The following is a 26366-nucleotide window of genomic DNA, read 5'->3' as shown; positions in this document are numbered from 1 at the left end:
TGTTACCGCCGTGAAAAGGCGGTGTCTTAACCCCTTGACCAACGGACCTGAGCTTTTCGACTCTTTCTATTATACCTACTTTTCCGCCTTTGTCAAGAACTTTTTTACATCCTATACAAATTCTTTGAAGACGATAGAAAGCTCCCTCAGTAGGGCCTTGCGTCCTCTGAAGATTTCTCCTCCCATAAGACGGTCAACCAACTCTTGTTTTTCCTTGCTCTGCTCGGATTTGTATGTCTTCAGAAGTTCGTGAAAGAGATAATAATCATCTAGTCTCAGCCCTTTTTCTCCTAAGCGGTGACTAATCTCGCTTACCTCCTCATAGGGTTCTTTATCGAAACGACGCTTGTGACTTTCCTGTTTACGGATGTAATCTAGGATACGATTTCGAAACTTGGTTTTGAAATATACATATAATTGGTGGCGCTCGCCCTCTAGTAACTCTGGATTGCGACTCACCAGCTCATACAGACATAACATGCCTTCCTGGTCCCAGTCCTCATTCTCCCACAGATGCAGGTGATAATCTTTTCGACACTTATGGACGATACCCTTGCTTTCTTCATATAAGTCTTTTAGATTCATAGACCTCTCCTTTCTGCATTTAGTTTAACAAAATGCGCGAGTCCATGGGTCTACTTCCTCTGTTTTATACTTCTTCCGCCCTCAACGGCACATAAAAAGAGAGGCAGCGCCTCTCGAGGTTATTTTTCTTCACTCATTTTTGATTTTACTTCATCATAAGATAGGGCGTGAGATTCCTCTTCGACAGTCTTAGGCATTTTTCCTGTTTCGTAAAGAGATTTAATTTGAGTACTATCTAATGTTTCGTATTTCAACAATGCTTCCGCAATCAGTTTATGAGTTTCACGATTTGATTGAATAATTTCAGCTGCTTTATTTCGTGCTTCATTTAATAATGAACGTACTTCCTCATCAATCTCATAGGCTGTTTGTTCTGAAATTGATTTTTGAGGACTTTGTGCACCAAACATAGCATGATTGCCCTCATATTGAACTGGACCTAGTTTTTCACTCATACCGTATTCAGTGACCATTGCACGCGCCATCTGTGTAGCTTGTTCAAAGTCATTTGAAGCTCCTGTCGTTTGGACATTAAAGATAATTTCCTCAGCAACACGACCACCCATCAAACCTGCTAATTGCTCTTTCATATCTTCTTTAGAAAGAAGCATTTGATCTTCTTTAGGAAGTGCAATCATGTATCCGCCTGCTCGTCCACGTGGTACGATAGTCACTTTATGAACAACACGGGCATTCGACAAGACTAAACCAACAATGGTATGTCCTGCCTCGTGGTAGGCAACCAATTCACGTTCTCTTTGTGATACTGTTTTATCTTTCTTAGACGGTCCAGCAATCACTCTGTCTTCTGCCTCATCAATATCTGAAGCATCAATGACTGACTTGTTGCGACGGGCTGCAACCAAGGCTGCCTCATTTAGAACATTTTCCAAGTCAGCTCCCACAAAACCTGGAGTTTGTTGGGCAACTAATTTCAAATCAACATCTTCTGCTAGAGGTTTATTTTTAGCGTGAACTTTCAAGATTGCTTCACGACCTTTAACATCAGGGCGACCAACCAAGACTTTTCTATCAAAACGTCCTGGGCGGAGAAGAGCTGGATCAAGAACATCTGAACGGTTTGTCGCAGCGATAACAATAATTCCTTCATTACCCTCAAAACCATCCATTTCAATTAAGAGCTGGTTCAAGGTTTGCTCACGTTCATCATTTCCTCCACCAAGGCCAACACCGCGTTGGCGACCAACAGCATCAATTTCATCGATAAAGATAATGGCTGGTGCTGCTTTTTTAGCATCCTCAAAAAGAGAACGAACACGACTTGCACCAACTCCGACAAACATTTCTACAAAGTCTGATCCTGAGATGCTAAAGAATGGAACGCCTGCTTCTCCAGCAACCGCCTTAGCAAGCAAAGTCTTACCTGTTCCCGGAGGTCCCTCTAAAAGAACACCCGCAGGAATACGCGCACCAAGTTTTGTAAATCGTTTTGGATCTTTTAGGAATTCAACAACTTCTACTAATTCTTGTTTTTCTTCCTCGGCACCTGCTACATCTGAAAATCGTACCTTGATATCTTCTTTGTTAGCTGCCTTGGCCTTGCTACGTCCAAAACTCATTGGATTTCTACTATTGTTTCCTCCCATATTTCCCATCATAGAGAATAGGAAGAAGAAGAGAATAGCAAATGGCACAACAGAGACAAGGATATTGATCCACATACCACTTGAACTCTCATGTTTAACCGTTACCTCTGCCTTATGTTCAGAAGCAAGTTTTTGCAATTCTGCAACTGTTGAATCCGACGGAAGAATGGTACTTGAGAATCTTTCTACTGTCGTAGCAGTAGGAGTGAAAAATTGAATTCCTGTTTCTTCTTTACTAGTTTTAGGATTTTTATAAACACCAGACACCTCAATGATGCTACCATTCGGCTGATAGGTTAATTCTTTTACATTGTCTGCTGTAATTTCTTTTACTAATTCTGTATAGTTAATTTTTTCGCTTCGTCCTGCAGTATTTCCAGAATAAAAATACTGGAATCCTGTTACAAGGAAGAAGATAATTAACAAGTATAGAAATGGATTTCTAACTAAACCGTTATTTTGTTTTTTCATTAAAGATAGATCTTTCTAATTTGAATAAACTTCTTCTTTCAATACTCCGACATAAGGAAGGTTACGATAATTTTCTTTATAATCCAGACCATAACCTACTACAAACTCATTTGGAATAGTAAAGCAGGTATAATCTGCCTCAATTTCAACAACACGTCCCTCTGGTTTGTCCAACAAAGTCGCAATTTTAACAGAACCTGCTTCTCTTTCAATAAACATATCTCGCAAATTCTTCAAAGTTTGACCTGTATCAATGATGTCTTCTACAAATAGAACATGTCTTCCTTTGATATCTTGAGTTACGTCTTGCTTGATATTGATCACACCACTACTTGCAGTTCCACCATGGTAGCTAGATACCATCATGAAGTCCATCTCAATATGCGTATCAATATGTTTGATCAATTCAGCCATAAAAGGAATCGATCCTTTCAAAATTCCAATAAGAATTGGATTTTTCCCCTCATAGTCTTTGGTTAATTGTTCACCTAGCTTTTTAGCCGCTTCTGTAATTTCATCATGTGAAACGAGGATTTTTTTAATATCGTGTTCTAACATCTTTTTACCTATCTATTTTTTCTATATAAAGTACAGTGTTCATTATATCATTTTTCGTGTTTTTACTCAAATCACTGGTCGCAATTCCCAAAATTGAGACAATTTCTCCAAATTGCTCAATAATAGGAGCTGTTTTTCGTCTTTCAATAGGGATTTTCAAATCTATAAATAAGCGTCTCAGTTTCTTTCGATAACCATTCAGCCTAATAACATCGCTAGGTTTTCGACCTCTAATTCGTATCGAAGTTTCTCGTGAAACATTTATTTTTTGAACAATATCTCCTTCAATAGGAATACCAAAGGAAAATAAATAGCCCTTATGTCGAACTTGATTTTGATAGTGTAACACAAGTTCATCTTCCTTTTCATCAGCCTGAGGACTGATTTTGCAAACTCGAAAATTTTGATACTCTTTTATCAATTCATAACCATTTTTCAATGGATGACGATACTGGCTTTTCCTTGCCAAAATCTGTCGAACTTCATCAAACTGAGTCTTCGTAAGGTTTAAGTCTGGGAATTGATTGAGATAGTTCTGGAGCAAGACCCCTTGAGTTTGTTTTGAGTATGAAAAGAGCTCATTCAAATCTTCTACATCAATCTGCTCAGAAAGCTCCGTTATGGCTGCTTGGTAATCTGAAATCTCACTTCCTAGATTTAAAAGAGCAGATCTAAGGCGGGGATTTTCTTTTTCAAGTTCTGGTAAATACCTATTTCGAATACGATTGCGAAAATAGCTGTTCTCACGATTTGTTTGATCTTCGAAATGAAAAATTGGTGGGAAGTCTGTTTTATGAAAATGCAACAAGGGACGGATGATTTCAATATCATCAACTACTTGTCTTTCTTTTATTCCTATTAAATGACGTAACCGACTTCCGCGAATCAAACGCATTAAAATCGTTTCAACCTGATCATCTGCATGGTGGGCAGTGACCAAGGCTGTCGCTCCAACATCTTTCATGATTTTCCTAAAAAAATCATAACGAAACTCTCGAGCACGCGCTTCTGAAAAGTCTCCTGAAAAGCTTGTGATATAAATAGGAAGTTCAGCTGCATCAGCTAACTTCCTTAGTTCATTTTCCTCCCAGTCAGACTCACTTCTCTGCTTGTGATTGACATGAGCTAAAATCAACTCAATTCCCAACTCTTCTTGATAAGTAGACAATAACTGGAATAAAAACATTGAATCCAGTCCACCAGACAGAGCCAATAATACTTTAGAATGTTTTTTGAAATACTCTTTTCGGAGAAAATGATTTAAAAAATCCTGTTCCCTCATTTTAGAACCTCATAGACATCCTTGGCTATCTTAGAAATGGTGTCATAATCAGAATTTTTGGTGAAGATAGAAAGAACGAAAGGAGAATCAGTATAGACAATGGCAGTGTCATGTTTAAACTCGTCGGCATCTCCGATTTTATGAGCTAACTTAACCGAAACACCTTTAGCAATTCTTTGGTTGTCAAAATCAGTCTTGCTCAGAGACTCTAAGACAAAACCATTCTGATTATAAATAGCTTCCATGACTTTTCCAGCCATTTTTGAAGAAGTCAATTTATCATTCACATCCCAATCTTCACCCATAATGGTGGACATTTTTTCTTTGAAAGCCTCGTCAGATTGATTGGTCACATAATAACCTAAAATATTATGAGCAACATTGTCAGACTCTTTTGTTACCTTGGTAATTAACTGTTGAAGACTGTATTCTTTGTTATCTTCTTTTTTAGGTAAGCTACCACTACCTTCTGGTTTATAGGACCCAGGGAAACTATTTACTTCTGGGATATACTTGAAGCTACTATCCAGCGTATAGTCGCCTTGATTTATCTTATCTTGAGCATAATACAGATAGGCCAGTTTCAAGATGCTAGCTGCATAGAGTTTGCTGTCTTCATTCACCCCAGCCTCTTTACCCGTGTTCAGCTGTTTAACATAAATAGAGTAATTTTCATTCTGATAGTTGTTTGATAAGATTTCTTGAACCTTCTGGATGCGATTATCTTCTTCTGAAACGAACTCTTTTGATACCCACCCAACTTGATCAATATGAAGAAATTCTTGTCCCTCAGCAAAGAGAGTTCTATCCACTAGTACGTATTGATAGGGGGAGAGGGTAGAAGAAATTTCTTTAGCATCATAAGGGCTGTTATAGATAACAAACCCTTGTTCCAACCATACTTGTCTATTTTGAGTTTGAACATGACTTTGATCATAGACCAACCGCTTATCTGCAAGGATAAACTGATGATTGTCTAATTTAAAAACAGGAACACCCTGTCTATTCAAACGCCATTCTACGATTTTAAAGGCGGTTTCAGGAGTTAATTTACCAGAGTCCTTGACAAGATCCTCATTAGCATAGAGAGTTGTTTCACCATATACCATTGGGGATTCCAGTGTTTCTTTATAGTAGAACCCATAGTCAGACTCAGTTAGATAATAAATTTCTTGCGAAGAGTAAGGAAGCTGTTTTTCTGTGCTAACTACTCTTGAGGTTATGATAAAAGCAGGTAGCAATAAAACTACTAAGAACTTACGCATTCTTCTCTTCCCTTTCTTCTTGTAATCGTAATAAATGATTTTTAGCTGCTAATTCTTCTAGTTTTTCATCTGATAAACTTAAAAACTGCTCAACAACTTCTAATAAATTTTCCATGACATTACCTCGGAAGCAAATCAGGAATTGTGTAAATCGCTTCTCGTTTCTTTGAGTAATAGTACTTGGCGCGTGCATATTTTGCTACATAGTCTTCGTCTTTCAACTTTGCAGCAAAAGCGGATTCCTTATCCTTTTCATCACTGAGAGTTTGATACTGTTCTTTCAACTCTGTCAATTGCTGACGACGTTGCAGTAACTGATTATAGCTTTGGGCCAGATTATAGGTCGGTAAAATAAACAATAAAATCATCAAAATCAGAACCCAACCCATAAAGCGATTCCTCTTTTGTCTTTCCTTCATCAGGTAGCGACGACGTTGGTGTTCATTTTGAATAAAAGGATTATTCATTTGTACAATATTTTTAGACATTTTCTTCTACCCGTGTTTCACTGATAATTTCATACATGCCTGCTGCATCTTCTTTTTTTGTACTATCTTTCATCTCCAGTACTTTTACAAGCAACAATTTATTTCCAAAGCGAATTTCAACTTGGTCATCAACTTTCAAATCTGTTGAACTTTTGGCCAAAATTCCATTTACCTTGATTCTACCTTTATCTGCTACTTCCTTTGCAACTGTACGACGCTTAATAATTCGTGATACTTTTAAATACTTGTCTAATCTCATTTTTATTACCTCAAATTATTATTGTACCATTTTTATCCTTTTTATAGAAGAAAAATGTTAAACGGGATTTGCTTCCTTTGATTCTTTTATCTCTAATAAACTTTCTCCAAAAATCAGCAAACCTTCTAAAATTTCATAATCCTTCTTGTTTCGGACATCAAATACAACTTCCATTAATCCCTTATTCTCAGCTATAGCTGCTTTTAAGTTCGTTGCAGATAAGGCTTTAAAATAATCTTGAGCCAAGAATAGTCGTTGAGTGATTTTTTCAAATTGAACTGTAATCTTGTTATCTTTTCTTTCCACACGTTCTACAAAGACCTTGTCCAAATATGACTTAACCAAACCAATCTCTAAAAGGTAGGCTACTACATCTGGGTATTCTCCAAAGCGATCCATCAATTCTTCTTGTAGTTCTTCATAGTTGACACGATTGTCAATTTGACGAATTTTCTTGTAAATTTCAATCTTATGTCGTTGGTCAGAAATATAAGTATCAGGAAGATAAGCATCAATTTGTAAAATCAACTCAGCATTTCCTTTGGTTCTTTTATTCCCATTACCGTTCCGTTTAGCAATAGCTTCCTCTAATAACTGTGAATACAATTCAAAACCAACAGAATCAATGAAACCAGACTGCGATTTTCCTAGGAGATTTCCTGCTCCCCGAATCGAAAGATCTCGCATAGCAATCTTAAAACCAGATCCCAATTCTGTAAATCCTTTGATTGCTTCTAATCTCTTTTCAGAAACTTCACTAATTGATTTTTCTGGACGATACATGAGATAGGCATAGGCAATGCGATTGCTCCGACCAACTCTTCCTCTTAATTGATACAAGGTTGACAAGCCCATATGATCTGCATTTTCAATAAATAAGGTGTTAGCATTTGGAATATCAACGCCAGTCTCAATGATTGTGGTAGTCACCAAAATATCATATTGTCCTTCAATAAAGTCCAATAGAGTATTTTCTAACTGAATTTCACTCATTTGTCCATGAACAAACCCAATCGAAGCTTCTGGAATCAACTCCTGTAATTCTGAAACCTTCCGATCAATAGTGTCAACTTTGTTGTAAAGATAGTAAACTTGACCTCCACGCTCCATTTCACGCAAGACAGCATCACGAATCACACTATCATTCTTTTCCAAAACATAGGTTTGCACTGGATAACGATTGGTCGGAGGTGTTTCAATAACAGACAAATCTCGGATTCCCAACATAGACATATGAAGAGTACGAGGTATTGGAGTTGCTGTTAAGGTTAGGACATCCACTTGTTTCTTCAGTTCTTTCAACGTTTCCTTATGCTTGACACCAAATCGTTGCTCTTCATCAATAATCATCAAGCCTAAATCTGAAAACACAACATCTTTTGACAAAACACGATGCGTTCCAATCAAAATATCGACTTGACCATTCTTTAATTTTTCAAGTGTCTCTGCCTGCTCTTTTTTACTTCTAAAACGACTCAATACATCAATATTAACTGCAAAATTTTGGAATCTCTCTTTAAAATTTGTATAGTGTTGTTGCGCTAAAACCGTCGTCGGAACTAGAACGACAACTTGTTTATGATCATTGACCGCCTTAAAGGCTGCACGCATTGCAACTTCAGTCTTCCCAAAACCAACATCTCCAACTAAAAGTCGATCCATGGGATGAGAATCCTGCATATCTCTCTTGATTTCCTCAATACTGCGAAGTTGATCATCCGTTTCAACATAAGAGAAAGCATCATCAAAAGCATGTTGCTCATCATCATCAGCTGAGAAAGCAAACCCCTTCAACTGACTACGCTCAGAATAAAGCTTGATTAAATCGTCAGCTATATCCTCTACCTGGTTCTTAACTTTTTGCTTGGCCTTTTTGAAATGACCATCATTTAATTTATTAAGTTTTGGCGCTTTACCATCACTTGAAACATATTTTGACAGTAACTGAATCTGCTCTACTGGGATGGAGATTTGATCCCCATTTTGATATTGAACACTGACATAATCACGGTGAATCCCTTTGATTTCAATTGTTTCAATACCTAGATATTGACCAATTCCATGAATATGGTGAACAACGTAGTCCCCTTTTTCAAGTTCATTATAATCTTTTAATCGCTCTGCATTTGACGCATGTTGTCTTCTAAAACGACGTTTTAATTTCTTTTGAAAAATCTCATGTTCAGTAATCAAGAGAATTTTTTCATCTACAAAATGAAAACCATGTCTTAGATTACCCTCAATCAAGTTTACAGATTTTTTACAGATACTTGACTTATCTCTGGAATCCAATTTAATCTGGTATTCCTCTAAAACATCCTCCAATGTTTTACTTCCCATTGAATTACTAGACTGCAAGATAATAGTGTAGTCCATTTTTTTATATCGCTCAATTTCTTCTTTTAGAAAAGAAAATTGATTGAAAAATTCCTGCATAGGATATTGATTAAATTGATAAATGTTATCAAACTTGAGATTTCCTAATCCTTTTTGGAGATTGGAGAAAAAGGTAACTGGACTTTGTTTTTTATAGCTTTGCTCTGTATCTGCAAAATACTGCATATCAGAAAATGATTTACCATTCTGTAAATCTTCTGTAAAGTATTGCGCTAACTCTCTTTCAAAGGCTTCATACTGATTCATCAATTTTTGGTAATCATCAAAAAACACTGGTGTATCTTTTTCAATATAATCAAATATAGTCCATGTTTTATCGTAACATAAAGATAAAAACTTTCGACTATCTGAATGTACTTGTTTTTGATGAAAACTTGACAAAATCTCTTCCAAGTATGATTTTAAAATTGGTGATAAGGTCTTGGAAATTTGCTTTTCTAAAGCAGACCGACCTCGTAGATAGTCCTTTTCCCTCAAGAGCATATCACTTGCTGGAAAGATAATGAGTTCTGTTTGATTTTCTTTTGATAATTGTGTTTCTACTTCGAAAGTCCGAATTCCATCTACTTCATCACCAAAAAACTCGATTCGGAAAGGTTCTAACTGAGACATCTCAAAAATATCTAAAATATCTCCTCGAATACTAAACTCACCTTGAGTTTGTACTTGCGTAACTTTGCGATAGCCTATTTCCTTTAATTTGTGAAGAAGGTCATGTTGGTCATATTCTTCACCGACTGCAATCCTTATAATACTTTCTTTAAATCCAGTTGGAGAAGGTAAAATCAAGCGACTTGCTGCGATATTACAAACTAAAATCCCTTTCTTAGATGAATCAGTTAAAAAACGCAAGGCTTCAACTCGCGAAATGATTTTTTCTTGTGAAGACATCAAAAACTCTACCATAGGAGAGTCATCTACCAAAAATGGATAGACAAATTCCTCTCCTAAGATAGAAAGAAGATCACTGATAATTCTTTCTGCTTCTCCATAAGTTGATGTCAATAACACAATCTTATTTTCTTTTTTTAGACTACTTGCAATTGCAAGAGCCTTGGTAGAAGTTGACAGACCTAGTATTAGTTGTCTTTTCTTATCTATCAGATTTTGATGCCATTTTTTTATCTGATCATTTTCTGAGAATAAATCTAATAAAGTCACCATTTATCCATTATACCTCTGCATTGTTTTCTCAAAGTTTTTCTCTTGTAAATAGTAATTTACAGCATCGTCAACCTTGTCAATTGACTGTAAAATACCTACATAGTCATCCTGATCAAACTTACTTAAAACATGGTGAACTACTGACATACCTTTTTTAGGTCTTCCGATACCTATTTTAACACGGTTAAAGACCTGAGTACCTATATGTTGAATAATAGATTTGATCCCATTATGACCACCTGCTGATCCCTTAGCTCTTAAGCGAATTTTCCCAACTTCCATGTCAAGGTCATCGTAAATAACCAGTAAATCTTCAATATCCAAACCATAGTAAGTCAATAAAGCATGAACCGCTTTTCCACTTTCGTTCATAAAGGTCGTAGGTTTGACAAGATAAATTTTTTCTCCATTGAGGAAAAAAGATGCTAGGTCAGCTTGAAATATCTTATCGTGTGTAAAAGTGACATTTTGTTTTTTAGCTAATTGGTCAATCAACATAAAGCCAACATTGTGCTTGGTTTCAAAATATTTATCCCCTGGATTTCCTAATCCAACAAGTAATTTAGTCATTTATTTTCCTTTCAAAAGCCAAAAGGGTTGGAATTTTTTTCCAACCTAATTGACACTATTTGTTAAATGTTATTAGACATTAAAGCGGAATTCCATGATATCGCCATCTTGAACGACATATTCTTTTCCTTCTTCACGCAAGCGCCCAGCTTCTTTTACAGCCTTTTCAGATCCGTATTTCACTAGATCCTCATATGACATGGTGACTGCACGAATAAAGCCTTTTTCAAAGTCTGAGTGGATAATACCAGCTGCTTGAGGAGCTTTCATACCACGTTTAAAGGTCCAAGCGCGAACTTCTTTTTCACCAGCTGTGAAGTAAGTTCCAAGTCCAAGTAAGTGGTAAGCAGCTCGAGTCAACTTATCCACACCTGATTCTGTCAAGCCAAGTGCTTCAAGAAACTCTTGCTTATCTTCATCATCTAACTCAGAAATTTCTTCTTCAGCACGCGCGGAAATAACTACTACTTCAGCATTCTCTGTCGCCGCAAATTCACGAATTTGTTTGACATAGTCGATAGAGTCTGGTTCTGAAACGACATCTTCATCCACATTAGCAACATAAAGAACCGGTTTAGTCGTCAAAAGGAAGAGACCTTTGACTACTTTTTGTTCTTCATCTGTGAATTCAATGGTACGAGCTGATTTTCCATCTTCAAGGACTGGTTTAATTTTTTGAAGGACATTAAACTCTGCTACTGATTCTTTATCTTTTTGCGTACGCGCCATCTTTTCTACACGCGCATAGCGTTTATTTACTGACTCTAGATCAGCCAGAATCAACTCCAAGTTAATGGTATCAATATCTGCAAGTGGATCCACAAAGGCATCTTCACGTCCTTGCTCGCGCATAACATTTTCATCATCAAATGCACGCACAACATGAACAATCGCATCTACTTCACGGATGTTGGCCAAAAATTTATTCCCTAGACCTTCTCCTTTCGATGCGCCTTTTACAATCCCTGCAATATCTGTAAATTCAAAGGTTGTTGGAACTGTCTTTTTAGGAGTAATCATTTCCGTTAGTTTTTGTAGGCGTTCATCTGGAACTTCTACCATTCCAACATTTGGATCAATAGTCGCAAATGGGTAGTTTGCTGCCTCTGCTCCTGCTTTTGTAATTGCATTAAAAAGGGTTGATTTACCAACGTTTGGCAAACCAACGATACCTGCTGTTAAAGCCATAGTTTCTCATTCTCCGTTCTCATTTCAATCCCTAACATTATAACACAAAAAGGGAAAACTTGCTAACCCTCTAACTAAGGGTTCTTAGTCAATAATCTTATTCATTTTTCGTTCAAAATCATGGCGGCTCATCATAACAAGATGGTCGCAATTGCTACATTTGATTTTGATATCTGCCCCAACACGTGTAATTTCCCAACGATTGGCTTTTTTTCCTGTTGACTTGATGGTGCAAGCATGTGGCTTTTTCATTTCAATAAAATTTCCAACTTGATACATACTACTCTCCTTTTCTTTTTCGATTATATCATAAAAGAGGCGAGCTAGGCTCAACCTCTTTCACTTAATTTGTACGAACTGGAGTAATGAGCTGCATGAAGTCTTCATCAGTATCTGCTGGAACAAGAGTGAATGGACGAACAGCTGAGATAAAGCTGATAATGACTTTTTCGCTATTTAAAGCTTTGAGGGAATCAATCAAGTAAGTCGGGTTGAAACTAATAGTCAAATCATTCCCAGTAACCTGCTCCGTATCAATTTCTTCGTTTACTTTACCAACTTCAGGAGAATGAACATGGGCGCTAACAACACCACCTTTAATTTCAAGCTTCACAGTACCATTTTGAGTCGCACTTGATAAGAGACGAGCACGTTCCATTGAATGACGCAAGTTGACAACATCAAAAGTTACTGTCGTATTAAAGTCAGTTGGAATCAAACGATCTGTATCAGGATAGTTTCCTTCTAGGAGACGAGTGTAGAAGCTAATATTTTCGCTTCTAAAGAGGATTTGATTATTTGCAAAGAAAATCTCCACAGTTTCAATATCATCCGTAAATACAGCTGAAAATTCGCGTAGAGAGCGACTAGGAATCACCACATCAAAATCATCACCATTTTTTTCAAGAGTCAATTTTTTCTGACTAAGGCGATGAGAGTCTGTTGCAACTGTCTTTAGTTCCTTGTGATTGCTCAAAACAAAATGGACACCAGTCAAAATTGGACGACTTTCTTGCGTACTTGCAGCAAAAGCTGTTTCATTGATAATTTTCTTGAGTAGTTTGGTTTCAAGAACCAAAGGTGTGCTCGCTGAAATTTCTTGAATTCGTGGGTACTGTTCGCTATCTTTTCCTTTTAGAGTGATTTCTGATTTGCCACTTGTTAAGACAATTTGTTTTTGTTCAATCTCTTTGAAATCAAGGGTTACATCTGGAAGACTGGATACAACATTGATAAAGAAAGAGGCTTCTAGAAGAATCGAACCCAAAGAAGTTATCAAGAGACCAGCATCTTCATTCTTTTGAGAAATGAAATTTTCAATGGAGATTTGCCCATTTGATCCAATTAAAGTAATTCCTTCATTGGTAACATCAATTTTGATTGTTGATAAAATTGGAATAGCATTTTTAGAGCTAATTGCTCGTTTTGTGGTATTTAAGGCTTGTAGAAATAAATTTTTATTAATTGAAAAATGAATCATGGATTCTCCTTTATTTATTCTTAGTATTAGAAAGTTAATAGTAATAATAGAGTCTGTGAATTCTGTGGAAAACTGATTTCTATTTAGTAAACTCAAGTTTCTTAGCTTGTTTAAAAAATGTGGATAAAAAAGATAGGAAAGTGAGAGTTATCCACACTCTACTTAATTTTCTTTTTGATTGATTCTACTTCTAAACGTAAATTATCGTCTTCGTCAATCAATGATTTTATTTTAGCATGAGCATGAATCACGGTAGTATGATCCTTTCCGCCGAATTCTTTTCCGATTTTAGGAAGACTATTATCTGTCAGTTCTCTAGCTAGATACATAGCAACTTGACGCGCCAAAACGATGTTTTGAACTCGTCTCGTCCCCTTCATTTCTTTGACACTCACTCCATAAAAATTACCAACTTCAGTTTGGATTTTTTCAATTGGAATAACAAGCATCTGGCGGGCATCTTGTTTACGTGCTCTGATAGCCTCTGCAGCAATATCAATAGTGATATCCTTAATCTTCTTCACTCTAGCAATTAAAGTGATATCGTTGATTGCTCCTTCCAATTCTCGAACATTTGAATCAAATTGGCCAGCTAGGTATTCTAGGGTATCGCTTTGGAAATGGTAATCTAAATGCTCTGTTTTACTTTGAAGAATGGCGATACGTGTTTCAAAGTCAGGAGGGGTGATATTTTGTGTTAATCCCCAGCTAAAGCGCGTGACAAGTCTCTCTTCAAGGCCTTCTAAGTGTTTAGGACTACGATCACTGGTTAGGACAATCTGCTTCTGTTTATCATGAAGAGCATTGAAGGTATTGAAAAATTCTTCCTGGGTCGCAACTTTTTTGCCGCTGAGAGATTGGATATCATCGATCAACAGGAGATCAAGACTACGGTAAGTCTTTTTGAACTTTTCCATTTCCCCAAGTCTTAAGTGTTCAAGAAAGTCGTTGATAAAGCTTTCAGCAGGAATGTACTTGACACGCGCATCAGGAATATTCTTCAAAATCTCATTTCCAATCGCATTGAGCAAGTGAGTCTTTCCAAGACCAGGTCCTCCATAGATGAAAAGAGGATTATAAGTCAGAGCCAAATCTTCAGATACAGCTAGTGCAGCAGAAACCGCCCAAACATTTCCATCACCTTGAATAAAGTTATCAAAGGTATATTTTTCTTTTAACCCTGTTTCGGAGTAGGGAATCGTTGGTAGCGCAGGTGTGTAATTGTAAGTAGAACTATCAGTCGTATCACTTACTTGAGAAGACTCTGTACTCTGAGGTTTAGTGAAAATATAGTGGGGTTTGATTTCAGAATCATAAATTTCAAAACCAGCAGCAACAATAATATCTTTTAATTGTTTTTCCCACACCATTTCCATCTCTGTTCTCGGTAGAAATATAGTAGCTGTATTTTCTTCTACTTTGATGAGTTCAGCAGGTGTAGCATAGAAATCATACATAGATCGCGTCAATCTTTCTTGAGCAAATTCTAAAATACGATTCCAAAATTGCTTTTCTTTCAACTATTTTTCCTCCTTTACTATGATTTTAGTAGTTTAGTGCTAGACTTATTTTACCATAGATAGTAGGATTTTTCCACAGATTGAGGAAAAGAATCCACAATGTTAGCAGTATTTATCCACAGGTTGGGGATAAATAGAAAAATCCTTGATTTAGTAAGTCTTTGGCTAAAAAAATTAGTGGATAAATTTGTGGGTTGAGAAAATAAAACAACAGCCTTATTTCAGGCTGTTGATAATTCTGTCATATTCTTCTTGACTTGAAAAAGAAATAACAATCTTTCCAGTATCTTTTTTAGAAAGTTTAATTTCTACATTCACTCCAAGTAGTTTTTTCAATTTATCTTCCTCATCTTTGATGAAAGAGTCACTTTTTTTCTGTTTCTTTTGTTTTTTTTCTGTCAGCAGTGTTTCTAGTTTTCTCACAGAGATGTCTTCGTTTTTGATTAATTGGAAGAAATATTCTTGCTGCTCTTTATCCAAACCAACTAGTGAACGTGCATGAGCTTGAGAGATTTTTCCATTTTCCACTTCAGATAAGATATGCTCTGGTAGGGAAAGTAAACGAATAAAATTAGTGATATAAGGACGAGATTTTCCCATTTTATCCGCTATCTCAGTGTGAGTAAATCCTTTTTCTACCAAAGATTCGTAGGCGCGTGCCTCTTCAACTGGATTTAAGTTTTCTCTCTGTAAATTCTCAATGATAGATTGGATCATCATTTCCTGATCTGAGAGATGTTTCACAATGGCTGGAATAGAAGTAAGACCAGCTAAGAGAGAAGCCCGATATCGTCTCTCTCCTGCAAGGATTTCATAACCAATTACAGGAGATTGACGAACGATGATTGGTTGGATGAGCCCATTTTCTTTGATTGATTGGGCTAATTCCTTTAGTTTCTCTGCATCAAATTCTTTTCGAGGTTGGTAAGGATTTTTTTGTATTTCTGCGATAGAAATCATTTCAAATTTTTCCATGATTCTACACTAACATATCTTTTACTATCTGTAAAGTTTTCTTTACACTGATGTCAATTAAGACTCTAGATCACCTGAATTCTTATCAAGTTTAATAGAGGTTGTTTCCTCCTTACCATTACGATAGTAGGTTACTTTTATAGTATCTCCTATAGCATGAGTATAAAGAGCATGTTGTAGGTCTGTTGATGAAGCAATCTCTTTGTCGTCAACTTTAGTAATGACGTCGTATTTTTGAAGATGTCCATTTGCTGGCATATTACTTTGAACAGATCGAACAACTACACCTGAAGTAAGACTACTTGGGATGTTGAGTTTTCTCAGATCGTTCGCTCCAACATTAGCCAAATTGACCATTTGAATTCCAAGAGCAGGACGAGTTACTTTACCATCCGTTTCCAGTTGTTTAATAATATTTTGTGCATCGTTTGAAGGAATTGCAAAACCAAGACCTTCTACAGATGTTTTCCCGTTACTTGCGATTTTACTTGATGTAATTCCGATAACTTGACCTTGAATGTTTACAAGTGGACCACCAGAGTTACCTGGGTTAATAGCAGTGTCTGTTTGAATAGCTTTTGTAGAAATAGCTTGTCCATCTTCAGATTTTAGAGATACAGTTCGATCAAGACTTGAAATGATCCCCTGTGTAACTGTATTGGCATATTCAGAACCTAGTGGACTACCAATTGCAATCGCCGTTTCCCCTACGTTAAGTTGGCTAGAGTCACCGAATTCAGCTACGGTTGTTACTTTCTCTGAAGAGATTTTTACGACAGCAATATCAGAGAAGGTGTCAGATCCTACAATCTCACCAGGGACCTTAGTACCATCTGCCAAGCGGATATCAACTTTTGAAGCTCCATTGATAACGTGAGTATTTGTTACAAGATAGGCATCATTCCCATTCTTTTTATAGATAACTCCTGAACCTTCACTTGCAATTTGTTGAGAATCAGGATCAGTATCTGTTTCATCAGTTCCAAATAGACTACTTTGTCTATTTGATGAATAAGTAATAACAGATACAACGGCATCTTTAACCTTATTGACTGCTTGGGTAGTTGAAGTTTCATTCTTATAGGATGTTTGGGTAACAGTGTTGGAATTATTATTTGTAGCTTGGTTTCCTTGTTTTTGATAAAGTTGTAATGTTACGAAACTTCCTAGTGCACCACTTAAAAAACCTATTAAAATGATTACAAGAACTTTTACCCCTTTTTTGTAAAATTTTTGTAAGTGTTTCATAAACGCCTCCGTTTGTTATTTATTTACTCAGATTATAAACCTATTAACTTAATTCAAACTTAAAAGTTTGAAAGTTTTACACAAGTTGTGGATAACTTACTTTATTCTGTGAATTTCCTTGTGATTTTGGATGTTTTTTATGTGTATAAGATGTGAAATAAAGTGTGGATATGATAGAATAAAAGAATGAAAATAAAAATTGTAACAGTAGGAAAACTGAAAGAAAAATATCTTAAAGATGGTATTGCTGAATATAGCAAACGAATTTCACGTTTCGCAAAATTGGAGATGATTGAGCTTGCTGATGAGAAAACACCTGATAAAGCTAGTGAAATAGAAAATCAAAAAATCTTGGAAACAGAAGGCGCTAGAATTCTTTCTAAAATTGGAGAAAGGGATTTTGTCCTTGTCTTGGCTATAGAAGGAAAAACATTCTCTTCAGAGGAATTTAGTAAGCAATTAGAAGAGGCTTCTATAAAAGGTTACTCAACTCTTACTTTTATCATTGGAGGAAGTTTAGGTCTGGCACCTAGTGTAAAAAATAGGGCTAATCTTTCTGTTAGTTTCGGACGTCTAACCTTACCACATCAGTTAATGAGATTGGTTTTAGTTGAACAAATTTATCGAGCTTTTACAATTCAGCAGGGATCTCCTTATCACAAATAGAAGATTGACTTAGCTCTTGTTTTTTGATAGAATGTTCATGTTAGGTCTCATAGCTCAGCTGGATAGAGCATTCGCCTTCTAAGCGAACGGTCGCAGGTTCGAATCCTGCTGGGATCAATTTTAGATGTAAAGCTGGGATTTTTCCCAGCTTTTTTCTTAAAAAAGTGCGTTTCAGGTGCAAAAATGTACAGTTGGGAAGAAATTTTTCTTACATGGTCTTCATTTTGTATAATAGGGTTGTAAGTTAATTTACAAGAAAAACAATACAGGAGACTTTATTATGAAAAACACAGTTAAATTGGAACAATTTAAAGAGGTAACAGAAACAGAATTGCAGGAGATTCGAGGTGGGGATAAAAGACTACTTTACTTTTTTAAACATATTTTTTCAAATAGGACAAAGTAATAATATTATAGGGTGATAGTATGAGTTTATTAGGATTTGGAATAGTTATTCTTCATATTTTTATTTTAACAATAAGCTATGAATTAATTTGTAAAGTAACTAAAAAAGAAAGATATTTATTTATAGCTTGTATATTTGTATATCAGTCTGTAGCTGAATTTTTCTTTGACTTTATTTCATTAGCTGGGTTAGGGATTGAAAAGTTTATATTTCCTTTTATTCTATATACTTCTATAGTAGTGTTTAAGAAGTATGATAAGCATAAAGGAATTTTTATCAGTTTACTACTATCTTTATTATATCATAGTACCCATACTTTTTTATCAGTAACCCTATCCTCTATAACAGGTGATGCTTTTGTGATAGAACATGAAGTGATGTTTTATTTAGGAGTACTATTACTAACATATTTTATTATTAAAAAAATTATTACTTATTTCCATTTAGAACTTTCCTATTTTGATAAAGATTATCTCTATCCTTTTTTTAAAAAAACAATAGTTGCTTTCTTTGGTTTGCATATATTATTGTTTATTTCAGATATAGTAGGTACGACTCATCACTTAAATAGCTTTGGGAGTATTTTAGCAGCCATCATTTTTATATGTTTGTTATTGTGCTTCTTTGCAATGAACTCTTATAAGGTTCAAGTTGAAAAAGAGATTGCTCTAAAACAAAAGAAATTTGAACAAAAATATTTACAGACTTATACAGATGAAATTGTAGGTTTGTATAATGAAATTCGAGGTTTTCGTCATGATTATGCAGGGATGCTTGTCAGCATGCAAATGGCGATTGACAGTGGAGATTTACAAGAAATTAACAGGGTTTACAATGAAGTCCTAGTAAAAGCAAATCAGAAATTGAGATCAGACAAATATACTTACTTTGATTTAAATAACATAGAAGATTCAGCTTTACGTAGTTTGATTGCTCAATCCATTGTCTATGCACGAAATAATGATGTAGAGTTTACATTGGAAGTAAAGGATGTTATTACTAGATTGTCAATAGATTTACTTGATCTTGTTCGTATTATGAGCATTCTCTTAAATAATGCTGTTGAAGGTGCTGCGGATAGTTACTTGAAACAAATGGAAGTTGCAGTTATTAAAATGGATTTTGAAACAGTTATAGTCATCCAAAATTCATGTAAAATCACTATGACGCCTTCAGAAAACTTATTTGCCTTAGGTTTCTCTACTAAGGGAAGAAATAGAGGTCTAGGACTTAATAATGTCAATGAGATTTTAGACAAGTATGACAACATTATTCTAGAGACAGAGATGGAAGACAACACATTTAGACAAATTATTAGATTTAAGAGGGGATTTGAATGAAAGTACTAATTTTAGAAGATGTTATCGAGCATCAAGTGAGACTTGAGAGAATATTGAATGAAATCTCTGAGGAATCAAATATTCCTATTTCGTACAAGACAACAGGAAAAGTTCGTGAGTTTAAGGAATATATCGAAAATGATGAAGTAAACCAGCTTTATTTCTTAGATATCGATATTCATGGAATTGAGAAAAAGGGCTTTGAAGTAGCACAATTTATCCGTCATCACAATCCCTATGCTATTATTGTCTTTATTACCAGTCGATCTGAATTTGCTACCTTAACCTACAAATACCAGGTATCAGCCCTAGATTTCGTTGATAAAGACATCAATGATGAATTGTTTAAAAAACGTATCGAGCAGAGTATTTTTTATACTAAGAGTATGTTACTTGAAAACGAAGATGTTGTAGACTATTTTGATTACAACTATAAGGGAAATGATTTAAAAATCCCTTACCACGATATATTGTATATCGAAACCACAGGTGTTTCTCATAAACTGCGAATTATCGGGAAGAATTTTGCCAAAGAGTTCTACGGGACCATGACAGATATTCAGGAAAAGGACAAACATACCCAACGATTTTATTGCTCCCATAAATCTTTCCTTGTCAATGTGGGAAATGTGAGAGAAATTGATCGAAAGAATTTAGAAGTTGTCTTTTATGAAGATCATCGCTGTCCCATCACTCGTTTGAAAACTCGCAAACTAAAAGATATTCTAGAGAAAAAATCTAAAAAGTGATTGACAATTAGTAAGAAATTGATATAATGGTTATATCTGCTACAGATAGATGGTCCGTTGGTCAAGGGGTTAAGACACCGCCTTTTCACGGCGGTAACACGGGTTCGAATCCCGTACGGACTATTTTATCCGCCATAGCTCAGTTGGTAGTAGCGCATGACTGTTAATCATGATGTCGTAGGTTCGAGTCCTACTGGCGGAGTCAGATAAAAAGAACACCAGGTGGTGTTCTTTTTATTCTTAGTTTGTATCACCTAACATTTTCATAAGGAAGTCTGTCATTTCTTGCGGACTTTCTTTTTTTCCGTGGGCAATCCACGTCTGGCAAACTCCGAATAGGGCATTTGTTAGATAAATGCTACTGTATTCTAGTTCAATTGGATTGAGTTGTAGTTGCATAAAACGTTTCTGAAGATCAGTACTAAGCATAATATGCAGTTTATTTCTCAAGAAATTTTGGATTTCTTTGGTTCCATTTTCAGAAAGAAGAGCAGCCAGAAGTGGTTCTGATTCTAGATATTCAAATACTTCTAAAATAGCGTCTCTTTTATGATGAACATGTTTTTGAAAAATATATTCAAAGGTATGAAAGAGTTTACTTTGGTAGTGCTCAATCATATCATACTTATCCTTGTAGTGAGTGTAAAAGCTGGAACGACTAATTCCGGCTTTTTCAGCTAACTTGACCGTAGAAATTTGATCAAAGGGGTGGTCCATCAACAATTGAACCATGGCATTTTCGATAATTCGTTTTGTTTTTAAACGTTTGTTACTTTCTTTCATAATTCCTCCTTGTACACAAAAATAGACTATATGTCTAAAAAAATATTTTTTACCTTGTAATTTGGATTTTTTTATGTATAATCTATTATATCAAAATTTTAGACAATATGTTTAAAAAAGGAGAAAATATGTTTAAAGAATGGAAAGCAATATTTAAAAAAACGACCTTTATCATTGTAATGATAGGGATTTCTCTCATTCCAGCTTTATACAACATTATATTTTTATCGTCCATGTGGGATCCATATGGTCAAGTATCGGAGTTACCTGTGGCAGTTGTCAATAAAGATAAGGAAGCTTCTTATAATGGACAGACAATGACAATTGGTGAAGACATGGTGTCTAATTTAAAAGAAAATAAGGCTTTAGATTTTCACTTTGTTAATGAAGAGGAAGGGGGAAAAGGGCTAGAAGATGGTGACTACTATATGGTGGTAACATTACCAAGTGACTTATCTGAAAAAGCGACCTCTATCCTAACGAATCATCCTGAACAAATGCAGATTGATTATCAGACGTCAAGTGGGCATAGCTTTATTGCAAGCAAGATGAGTGATTCTGCAATGACACAATTAAAACAAACCGTTTCTACTAATGTAACTGAAACGTATACCAAGGCTTTATTTCAAAAAATGAATGACTTGAAGTCTGGAGTAAACAAGGCAGCTGATGGAAGTGAACAACTGGCTAATGGAGCGAATCAGTTGGTGATGGGAAGTCAAACATTATCTACAAATCTTAATACTCTAGCCAACTCAAGTGTAACTTTTTCAAATGGAGCAGATCAATTTACAAAAGGATTATCTAGCTATGTATCTGCTATAGAGCAATTACATATTGGTTTAGGAACTTTTAATAGTGGTTTACAAAGTTATACAAATGCTGTCTCACAGGTTGACACTGGACTGGGTCAATTAGCGTCAAAAACTCCCGAGTTGGTGGCAGGTGTAAATCAACTAAATACAGGTATAAAGTCCTACACAGGTGGCGTTTCACAACTGGATACAGGCCTCAATCAATTTTCAGTTGGTGTAAATGCTTATACAAGTAGTGTGAAAGAACTTTCTAATGGAACAAGTCAATTATCCAATCAATCAGCTGCCCTAAGAGATGGAATGGAGCAATTAAATACTGGTATTAAAGAAATTTCAAGTCAATTGGAGTCCTCATCTCAACAAAATGAAGAAATAGCTCAATTGGAAACTAGCTTAGGAGAACTGAATAAAACATTACAAGCTCTTACAATATCAGATAATACTCAACTGAAAAGTACATTGTCAGAAGTTTTGCCAAATCTAACAACTCTTGCACAGGATATTGTGACCAAAAGTCAGACAGAACAAGAGAAAACTATTGCTAACCTTCAATCAACAGCTACTTATCAATCTCTCACAGATGAACAAAAGAAAGAACTGATAGAAGCTATTTCTAAAAATTCTAGTTCTACTATTGAGTCAGCAAAAACAATTTTAACGACAGTAGGAGGATTGAAAGAAAGTTTAGAGAATTCAGAACAACAAGTATCTAATCTATCTGATGTGCAGACGAAAGCAAATCAACTCTTACCTGCAGCATCTAGCTCCTTGACAACCTTGTCAAATGGATTTACAAAATTGCAAACTGCTGTAGATAATCAGTTGGTTCCAGGAAGTCAGTCAATTGAAAAAGGAGTTGTAAACTATACTAAGGGATTGGACACAATTTCTATAGGTGCTAATCAACTAAGTGAAAAGAATGCAAGTTTAACAACTAGTCTAGATCAATTAGTGTCTGGATCAAGTAAGTTGACAGAAAATACATCAAGCTTGACAGCTGGAGTAGATGCGTTAGCTGGAAAAGCTCCAGAATTAGTATCAGGTATAGAAAGCTTGTCAACTGGTTCTGCTCAATTGAATAATAAGAACCCAGAGCTGATAGCAGGTATTACTAAATTACAATTTGGCTCTGGTCAATTAACAGACAAATCAACACAGTTACTTTCTGCAGCATCCCAACTAGGAAGTGGCGCTATGAAGATTGCAGATGGTGCTGGAAAACTAGCAGATGGTGGAACAACCTTAACCTTTAGTCTTGAAGATTTACAGACAGGAGTTGATTCATTAGGACAAGGATTAGGCAATGCTAATAATCAACTTAAATCAGCATCAACAGAATCTAAAAATGCAGAAACATTATCTGAACCTCTAGTTCTCTCAAAAACAGATAACGACCATGTTCCTGTAAATGGGATTGCTATGGCTCCTTATATGATATCAGTTGCTCTTTTTGTTGCTGCTATATCTACCAATATGATTTTTGCCAAGTTGCCTTCTGGACGTCATCCAGAGAGTCGTTGGGCTTGGTTGAAGTCTCGATCTGAAATAAATGGCATTATAGCTGTCTTAGCAGGTGTTTTAGTTTATGGCGGTGTCCATCTGATTGGTTTAACTGCTAACCATGAGATGAGAACCTTAATTTTAATTATAATCATAAGTTTAGCTTTTATGTCTATGGTGACAGCTTTAACAACTTGGAATAGCCGTTTAGGAGCATTCTTCTCTCTTATTTTACTATTATTACAGTTAGCATCAAGTGCAGGGACTTATCCCCTTGCTTTGACAAATGATTTCTTTAAAGGTATCAATCCATGGTTACCAATGAGTTACTCTGTATCAGGCTTACGACAAACAATCTCTATGACAGGAAATATTCATCACCAAGTGATTTTCCTTATTATAACACTAGCTTTCTTTACTGCTTTAGGTATGCTAGCTTATCAACCTAAGAAAATGGAGGAAGATTAAAAAGATTGACCAATTCCTTGGTCAATCTTTTTCTGTATTAGATAAATTTTGTCTGTAATTATAGATTCCAAAAAGAAGAAGGGCAGTTACTGAGCAGACTGCTCCAATAACAAAACCATTGGGAATAAAGGAAAGTGTAATGGTTCCTTTTCCCTTTGGAACATCAACTTTCATAAAACCAGTTTGAGCCTGCTTGATTTCAAGTTTTTTCCCATCTTGGTATGCAGACCAACCTTTGTCATAAGGAATGGTGAAGAAAATAGAGGTATCTTGTTTTACTTCATATGTAGCAAAGACTTTATTTTTAGAGGTGGATACTTCTACAGGTTGTTCTTTAATTTTTTGGATTGCTTCAGTAAAAGCCTGAGTATCTAAACGATAGAAGGTTGGAGATTCAAATGACACCTGAGAATTTCCAGGGAAACTAACACTGATATTGAAAGTTTTTTGTTCCTCAGTATAACTCAAATTAAAGAAATTAAATGCATTGTCAGTTGTAAAAGTCTTCTTTTCTCCATTGACAAGTATGTCAACCTTCTTTTGTTTATCATTAGTAAAATGAAGGTTTGAAAAAGAGAGATAGACTTGACTATTTTGAGGAACCTCAATTTGATAATCAATCCTTGCATCCTCATTCGTAGAACTTGTGATGCTTGTTAAACCTTCAGAATCATCTGTTTTATCATATGCTATTGGATAGAAATAATCTAAGTTGAGATTAGCAAGCTGGTTTATAAATAAAGCCTGATTATCCAGAGTATGATTATTAAAGTTTACATCTGTGTAAATAGATTGAGTAGCAAAAGCAATGGGGAGGGAAAGTTGATTTTTATATAAGGTTAAATGATCCTTTTGATAAATCTCTTGAAATCCATATTTATCAAGAGGAGTTTCTGAAATATTGTACTGGATTCCAAATAAACTGTCTGCTAAAATACTATTATTTGTATAACGAAGATTGAGGTTAGTTCCAGAGGATTTGAATCCCAGTTTATCTAAACTAGTGCTAGCTGAGCGATTTCGTACAGACGAGAATTGAGAGATTCCATTGTAATTAAATTTCATACTGTCATTTCCTGTCTGAATTTGCAGTTTTTCAGTACGTGTAAATGGATCGTCAATTTGGTTTAGAATAGATTCCAGAGCAGTGACATCTCTATTATAGACGCTGCGAGAAGCAAAAGCCCATTCTTTAGCTATTCCTTCCATTTGAGCTGAAGCATTAAGGCTTATCTCAACTGTTATAAATAAAGATAAAAGAATTGCAAATAGTTTTACAGAGATAAATTTTTTAATGACTGCAAGAAGTAAAAGAGCATAAACCAGTAGAAATTCAAGAGTGAGTAGGATATTCAAATCAGTTAAAAAAGAATAGTGTGATTTAAAGTATACAGTAGCCAAAAATCCTGTTAGTACAAGAAAAAGTGAGACAAATAGATTCCAGAGTTTCAGTTCTTTCAGGCGATTTAAGACTTCTGCTGCAGTATAAATTAACAGAGTAGAAAAAATCCAAGCATAGCGATGCAAAAACATATTTGGAGTATGCATCCCCTGCCAAAATAAATCAAGTGCCTCTATGTAAAAGCTTGTTATTAAAAAAATAAAGAGAATTGCATAAGTAAGTTTCACGTGAAACTTGATGGATTTTATTGTGAAAAATAGAATGGTTAAAATAAAAGGAAGCAATCCAACAAAAATCATTGGTATAGATCCATACTTAGTTGTATCAAAAGATCCAATGAATTGTTTTGCGAAAATATCCAAATACCAACTACTATCTGTCTTTAATTTTGTAATGGCAGTTAACTTCTCCCCATGAGTTTGTAAATCAAACAATGTAGGAAGAGTCATAATCAAACTAGCCATTCCTGCTAAAAAGGAGGTGACAACAAAATCAAGAAAAGATGATCTTCGATTTTTAAAGTCCCATGAAATTTGGCAGAGATACCAGAAAATAAGAAACAAAGCTGTCATATATCCAAAATAATAGTTTTGAATAAACAAGATTGACAGACTTGTAAAGTATAGCAGGCACTTCTTTTCCGTTATAAGGATGTGTAAGCCAGTTATAATTAAAGGAATCAAGATAAAAACATCTAGCCAGGTTTTTATCTCTAACTGACTAACGGTAAAGCTCATTAGAGCATAGGAAGTAGATAAGGACAGTTTTAAATATTTCGGAATATCTTCAAATAATCTATTTAGACTAAAGAAGGTTGACAGTCCAATCAATCCAAATTTTAATAGAGTTGTTAGATAAACAGCATCTGGCATATTCGACAGATTAAAAAAGTAAACCAGAGGTGAGAGAAAACTACCCAAGTAATAACTAGATAGAGCATAGAAATTCAGTCCGAGGCCACTTGTAAAGGTGTAAAACAAACTACCATTTCCATGTAGAATATTCCGTAAAGCCACATCAAAAATAACGTATTGATGGAAACCATCTCCTAATAGTGGAGATGTATCGCTATTCCAGTAGATACCTTGAGTTAGGTATACTCCAGTCATAATTACTAAAGGAATGATGAAAGAAACAAAATAGGTCCAATATGTTTTAAAAAATGATTTCATGTTACCTC

Annotated in this window: 23 protein-coding genes and 3 tRNA genes; 8 read left to right on the top strand and 18 right to left on the bottom strand. The window is 35.3% G+C overall.

The window, feature by feature from the left end:
* Positions 1–111: 111 nt before the first annotated feature.
* From ACVC7S_RS08355 to ACVC7S_RS08280, 16 genes are all read right to left on the bottom strand, one after another.
* Entirely contained in the window at positions 112–585 is a 474-nt protein-coding gene (locus ACVC7S_RS08355) for a sigma-70 family RNA polymerase sigma factor (RefSeq protein ID WP_447266814.1), read from the bottom strand.
* A gap of 119 nt (positions 586–704) precedes the next feature.
* Complete coding sequence (gene ftsH / locus ACVC7S_RS08350) at positions 705–2663, bottom strand: ATP-dependent zinc metalloprotease FtsH (RefSeq protein ID WP_447266813.1); 1959 nt, start codon at positions 2661–2663, stop codon at positions 705–707.
* A 15-nt stretch (positions 2664–2678) separates the two neighbouring features.
* The gene (gene hpt, locus ACVC7S_RS08345) at positions 2679–3221 is read right to left on the bottom strand and encodes a hypoxanthine phosphoribosyltransferase (protein ID WP_447266812.1); all 543 of its coding nucleotides are present in this window, start codon (positions 3219–3221) and stop codon (positions 2679–2681) included.
* A 4-nt stretch (positions 3222–3225) separates the two neighbouring features.
* A complete protein-coding gene (gene tilS, locus ACVC7S_RS08340) occupies positions 3226–4503 on the bottom strand; it encodes a tRNA lysidine(34) synthetase TilS (RefSeq protein ID WP_447266811.1) in 1278 nt (425 codons plus the stop codon).
* Entirely contained in the window at positions 4500–5768 is a 1269-nt protein-coding gene (locus tag ACVC7S_RS08335) for a serine hydrolase (protein WP_447266810.1), read from the bottom strand. Before ACVC7S_RS08335 ends, tilS begins: the two co-directional genes overlap by 4 nt.
* Positions 5761–5883 (bottom strand): SP_0009 family protein, encoded by a 123-nt coding sequence (locus ACVC7S_RS08330; RefSeq protein ID WP_000429343.1) that lies wholly within the window; start codon positions 5881–5883, stop codon positions 5761–5763. Before ACVC7S_RS08330 ends, ACVC7S_RS08335 begins: the two co-directional genes overlap by 8 nt.
* A gap of 4 nt (positions 5884–5887) precedes the next feature.
* Complete coding sequence (locus tag ACVC7S_RS08325; RefSeq protein ID WP_000041917.1) at positions 5888–6256, bottom strand: septum formation initiator family protein; 369 nt, start codon at positions 6254–6256, stop codon at positions 5888–5890.
* Complete coding sequence (locus tag ACVC7S_RS08320) at positions 6249–6515, bottom strand: RNA-binding S4 domain-containing protein (RefSeq protein WP_001234973.1); 267 nt, start codon at positions 6513–6515, stop codon at positions 6249–6251. The genes ACVC7S_RS08325 and ACVC7S_RS08320 overlap by 8 nt, the downstream gene beginning before the upstream one ends.
* Positions 6516–6572: 57 nt before the next feature.
* On the bottom strand, positions 6573–10076 hold the full coding sequence (gene mfd / locus ACVC7S_RS08315) for a transcription-repair coupling factor (RefSeq protein WP_447266809.1): 3504 nt from the start codon (positions 10074–10076) through the stop codon (positions 6573–6575).
* Positions 10077–10646: an aminoacyl-tRNA hydrolase gene (pth, locus tag ACVC7S_RS08310; protein WP_061453864.1), complete on the bottom strand. Its 570-nt coding sequence runs from the start codon at positions 10644–10646 to the stop codon at positions 10077–10079.
* A gap of 72 nt (positions 10647–10718) precedes the next feature.
* Positions 10719–11834, bottom strand: coding sequence for a redox-regulated ATPase YchF (gene ychF, locus ACVC7S_RS08305; RefSeq protein ID WP_447266808.1), 1116 nt, complete (start codon positions 11832–11834; stop codon positions 10719–10721).
* Positions 11835–11918: 84 nt separating this feature from the next.
* Positions 11919–12113 (bottom strand): DUF951 domain-containing protein, encoded by a 195-nt coding sequence (locus ACVC7S_RS08300; protein WP_000285177.1) that lies wholly within the window; start codon positions 12111–12113, stop codon positions 11919–11921.
* 64 nt (positions 12114–12177) lie between these two features.
* A complete protein-coding gene (dnaN, locus tag ACVC7S_RS08295; RefSeq protein ID WP_447266807.1) occupies positions 12178–13314 on the bottom strand; it encodes a DNA polymerase III subunit beta in 1137 nt (378 codons plus the stop codon).
* A gap of 158 nt (positions 13315–13472) precedes the next feature.
* Complete coding sequence (gene dnaA / locus ACVC7S_RS08290; RefSeq protein ID WP_000660631.1) at positions 13473–14834, bottom strand: chromosomal replication initiator protein DnaA; 1362 nt, start codon at positions 14832–14834, stop codon at positions 13473–13475.
* 216 nt (positions 14835–15050) lie between these two features.
* Positions 15051–15809 (bottom strand): ParB/RepB/Spo0J family partition protein, encoded by a 759-nt coding sequence (locus ACVC7S_RS08285; RefSeq protein ID WP_049536884.1) that lies wholly within the window; start codon positions 15807–15809, stop codon positions 15051–15053.
* A 57-nt stretch (positions 15810–15866) separates the two neighbouring features.
* Positions 15867–17057 carry a S1C family serine protease gene (locus ACVC7S_RS08280; protein ID WP_000681806.1) on the bottom strand — a complete coding sequence of 397 codons (1191 nt, stop codon included), beginning with the start codon at positions 17055–17057 and terminating at the stop codon, positions 15867–15869.
* Positions 17058–17243: 186 nt separating this feature from the next.
* Here ACVC7S_RS08280 and rlmH point away from each other — a divergent pair, with 186 nt between their 5' ends.
* The 7 genes from rlmH to ACVC7S_RS08245 all read left to right on the top strand — a co-directional run bounded on the left by rlmH (position 17244) and on the right by ACVC7S_RS08245 (position 20420).
* Complete coding sequence (gene rlmH, locus ACVC7S_RS08275) at positions 17244–17723, top strand: 23S rRNA (pseudouridine(1915)-N(3))-methyltransferase RlmH (RefSeq protein WP_049536882.1); 480 nt, start codon at positions 17244–17246, stop codon at positions 17721–17723.
* Positions 17724–17766: 43 nt separating this feature from the next.
* Positions 17767–17840: transfer RNA gene (locus tag ACVC7S_RS08270), tRNA-Arg, on the top strand.
* A gap of 163 nt (positions 17841–18003) precedes the next feature.
* A complete protein-coding gene (gene comC, locus ACVC7S_RS08265) occupies positions 18004–18129 on the top strand; it encodes a competence-stimulating peptide ComC (protein WP_268705771.1) in 126 nt (41 codons plus the stop codon).
* A 20-nt stretch (positions 18130–18149) separates the two neighbouring features.
* The gene (gene comD / locus ACVC7S_RS08260) at positions 18150–19469 is read left to right on the top strand and encodes a competence system sensor histidine kinase ComD (protein WP_447266806.1); all 1320 of its coding nucleotides are present in this window, start codon (positions 18150–18152) and stop codon (positions 19467–19469) included.
* A complete protein-coding gene (gene comE / locus ACVC7S_RS08255) occupies positions 19466–20218 on the top strand; it encodes a competence system response regulator transcription factor ComE (protein WP_447266805.1) in 753 nt (250 codons plus the stop codon). Before comD ends, comE begins: the two co-directional genes overlap by 4 nt.
* A 51-nt stretch (positions 20219–20269) precedes the next feature.
* Positions 20270–20341, top strand: a tRNA-Glu gene (locus tag ACVC7S_RS08250).
* 5 nt (positions 20342–20346) lie between these two features.
* A tRNA-Asn gene (locus ACVC7S_RS08245) sits at positions 20347–20420 on the top strand.
* Between the two features lie 38 nt (positions 20421–20458).
* On the opposite strand, the gene ACVC7S_RS08240 is transcribed toward ACVC7S_RS08245, so the two are convergent.
* The gene (locus ACVC7S_RS08240) at positions 20459–21001 is read right to left on the bottom strand and encodes a TetR/AcrR family transcriptional regulator C-terminal domain-containing protein (protein WP_447266804.1); all 543 of its coding nucleotides are present in this window, start codon (positions 20999–21001) and stop codon (positions 20459–20461) included.
* Positions 21002–21129: 128 nt separating this feature from the next.
* Here ACVC7S_RS08240 and ACVC7S_RS08235 point away from each other — a divergent pair, with 128 nt between their 5' ends.
* Positions 21130–23784 carry a YhgE/Pip family protein gene (locus ACVC7S_RS08235; RefSeq protein WP_447266803.1) on the top strand — a complete coding sequence of 885 codons (2655 nt, stop codon included), beginning with the start codon at positions 21130–21132 and terminating at the stop codon, positions 23782–23784.
* 21 nt (positions 23785–23805) lie between these two features.
* On the opposite strand, the gene ACVC7S_RS08230 is transcribed toward ACVC7S_RS08235, so the two are convergent.
* Entirely contained in the window at positions 23806–26358 is a 2553-nt protein-coding gene (locus ACVC7S_RS08230) for a YfhO family protein (RefSeq protein ID WP_447266802.1), read from the bottom strand.
* Positions 26359–26366: the final 8 nt, after the last annotated feature.

It is taken from the genome of Streptococcus sp. Z556, assembly GCF_053010225.1.
The sequence above is the reverse complement of the archived record's forward strand: the minus strand, read 5'-3'. Positions and strand labels throughout refer to the sequence as shown.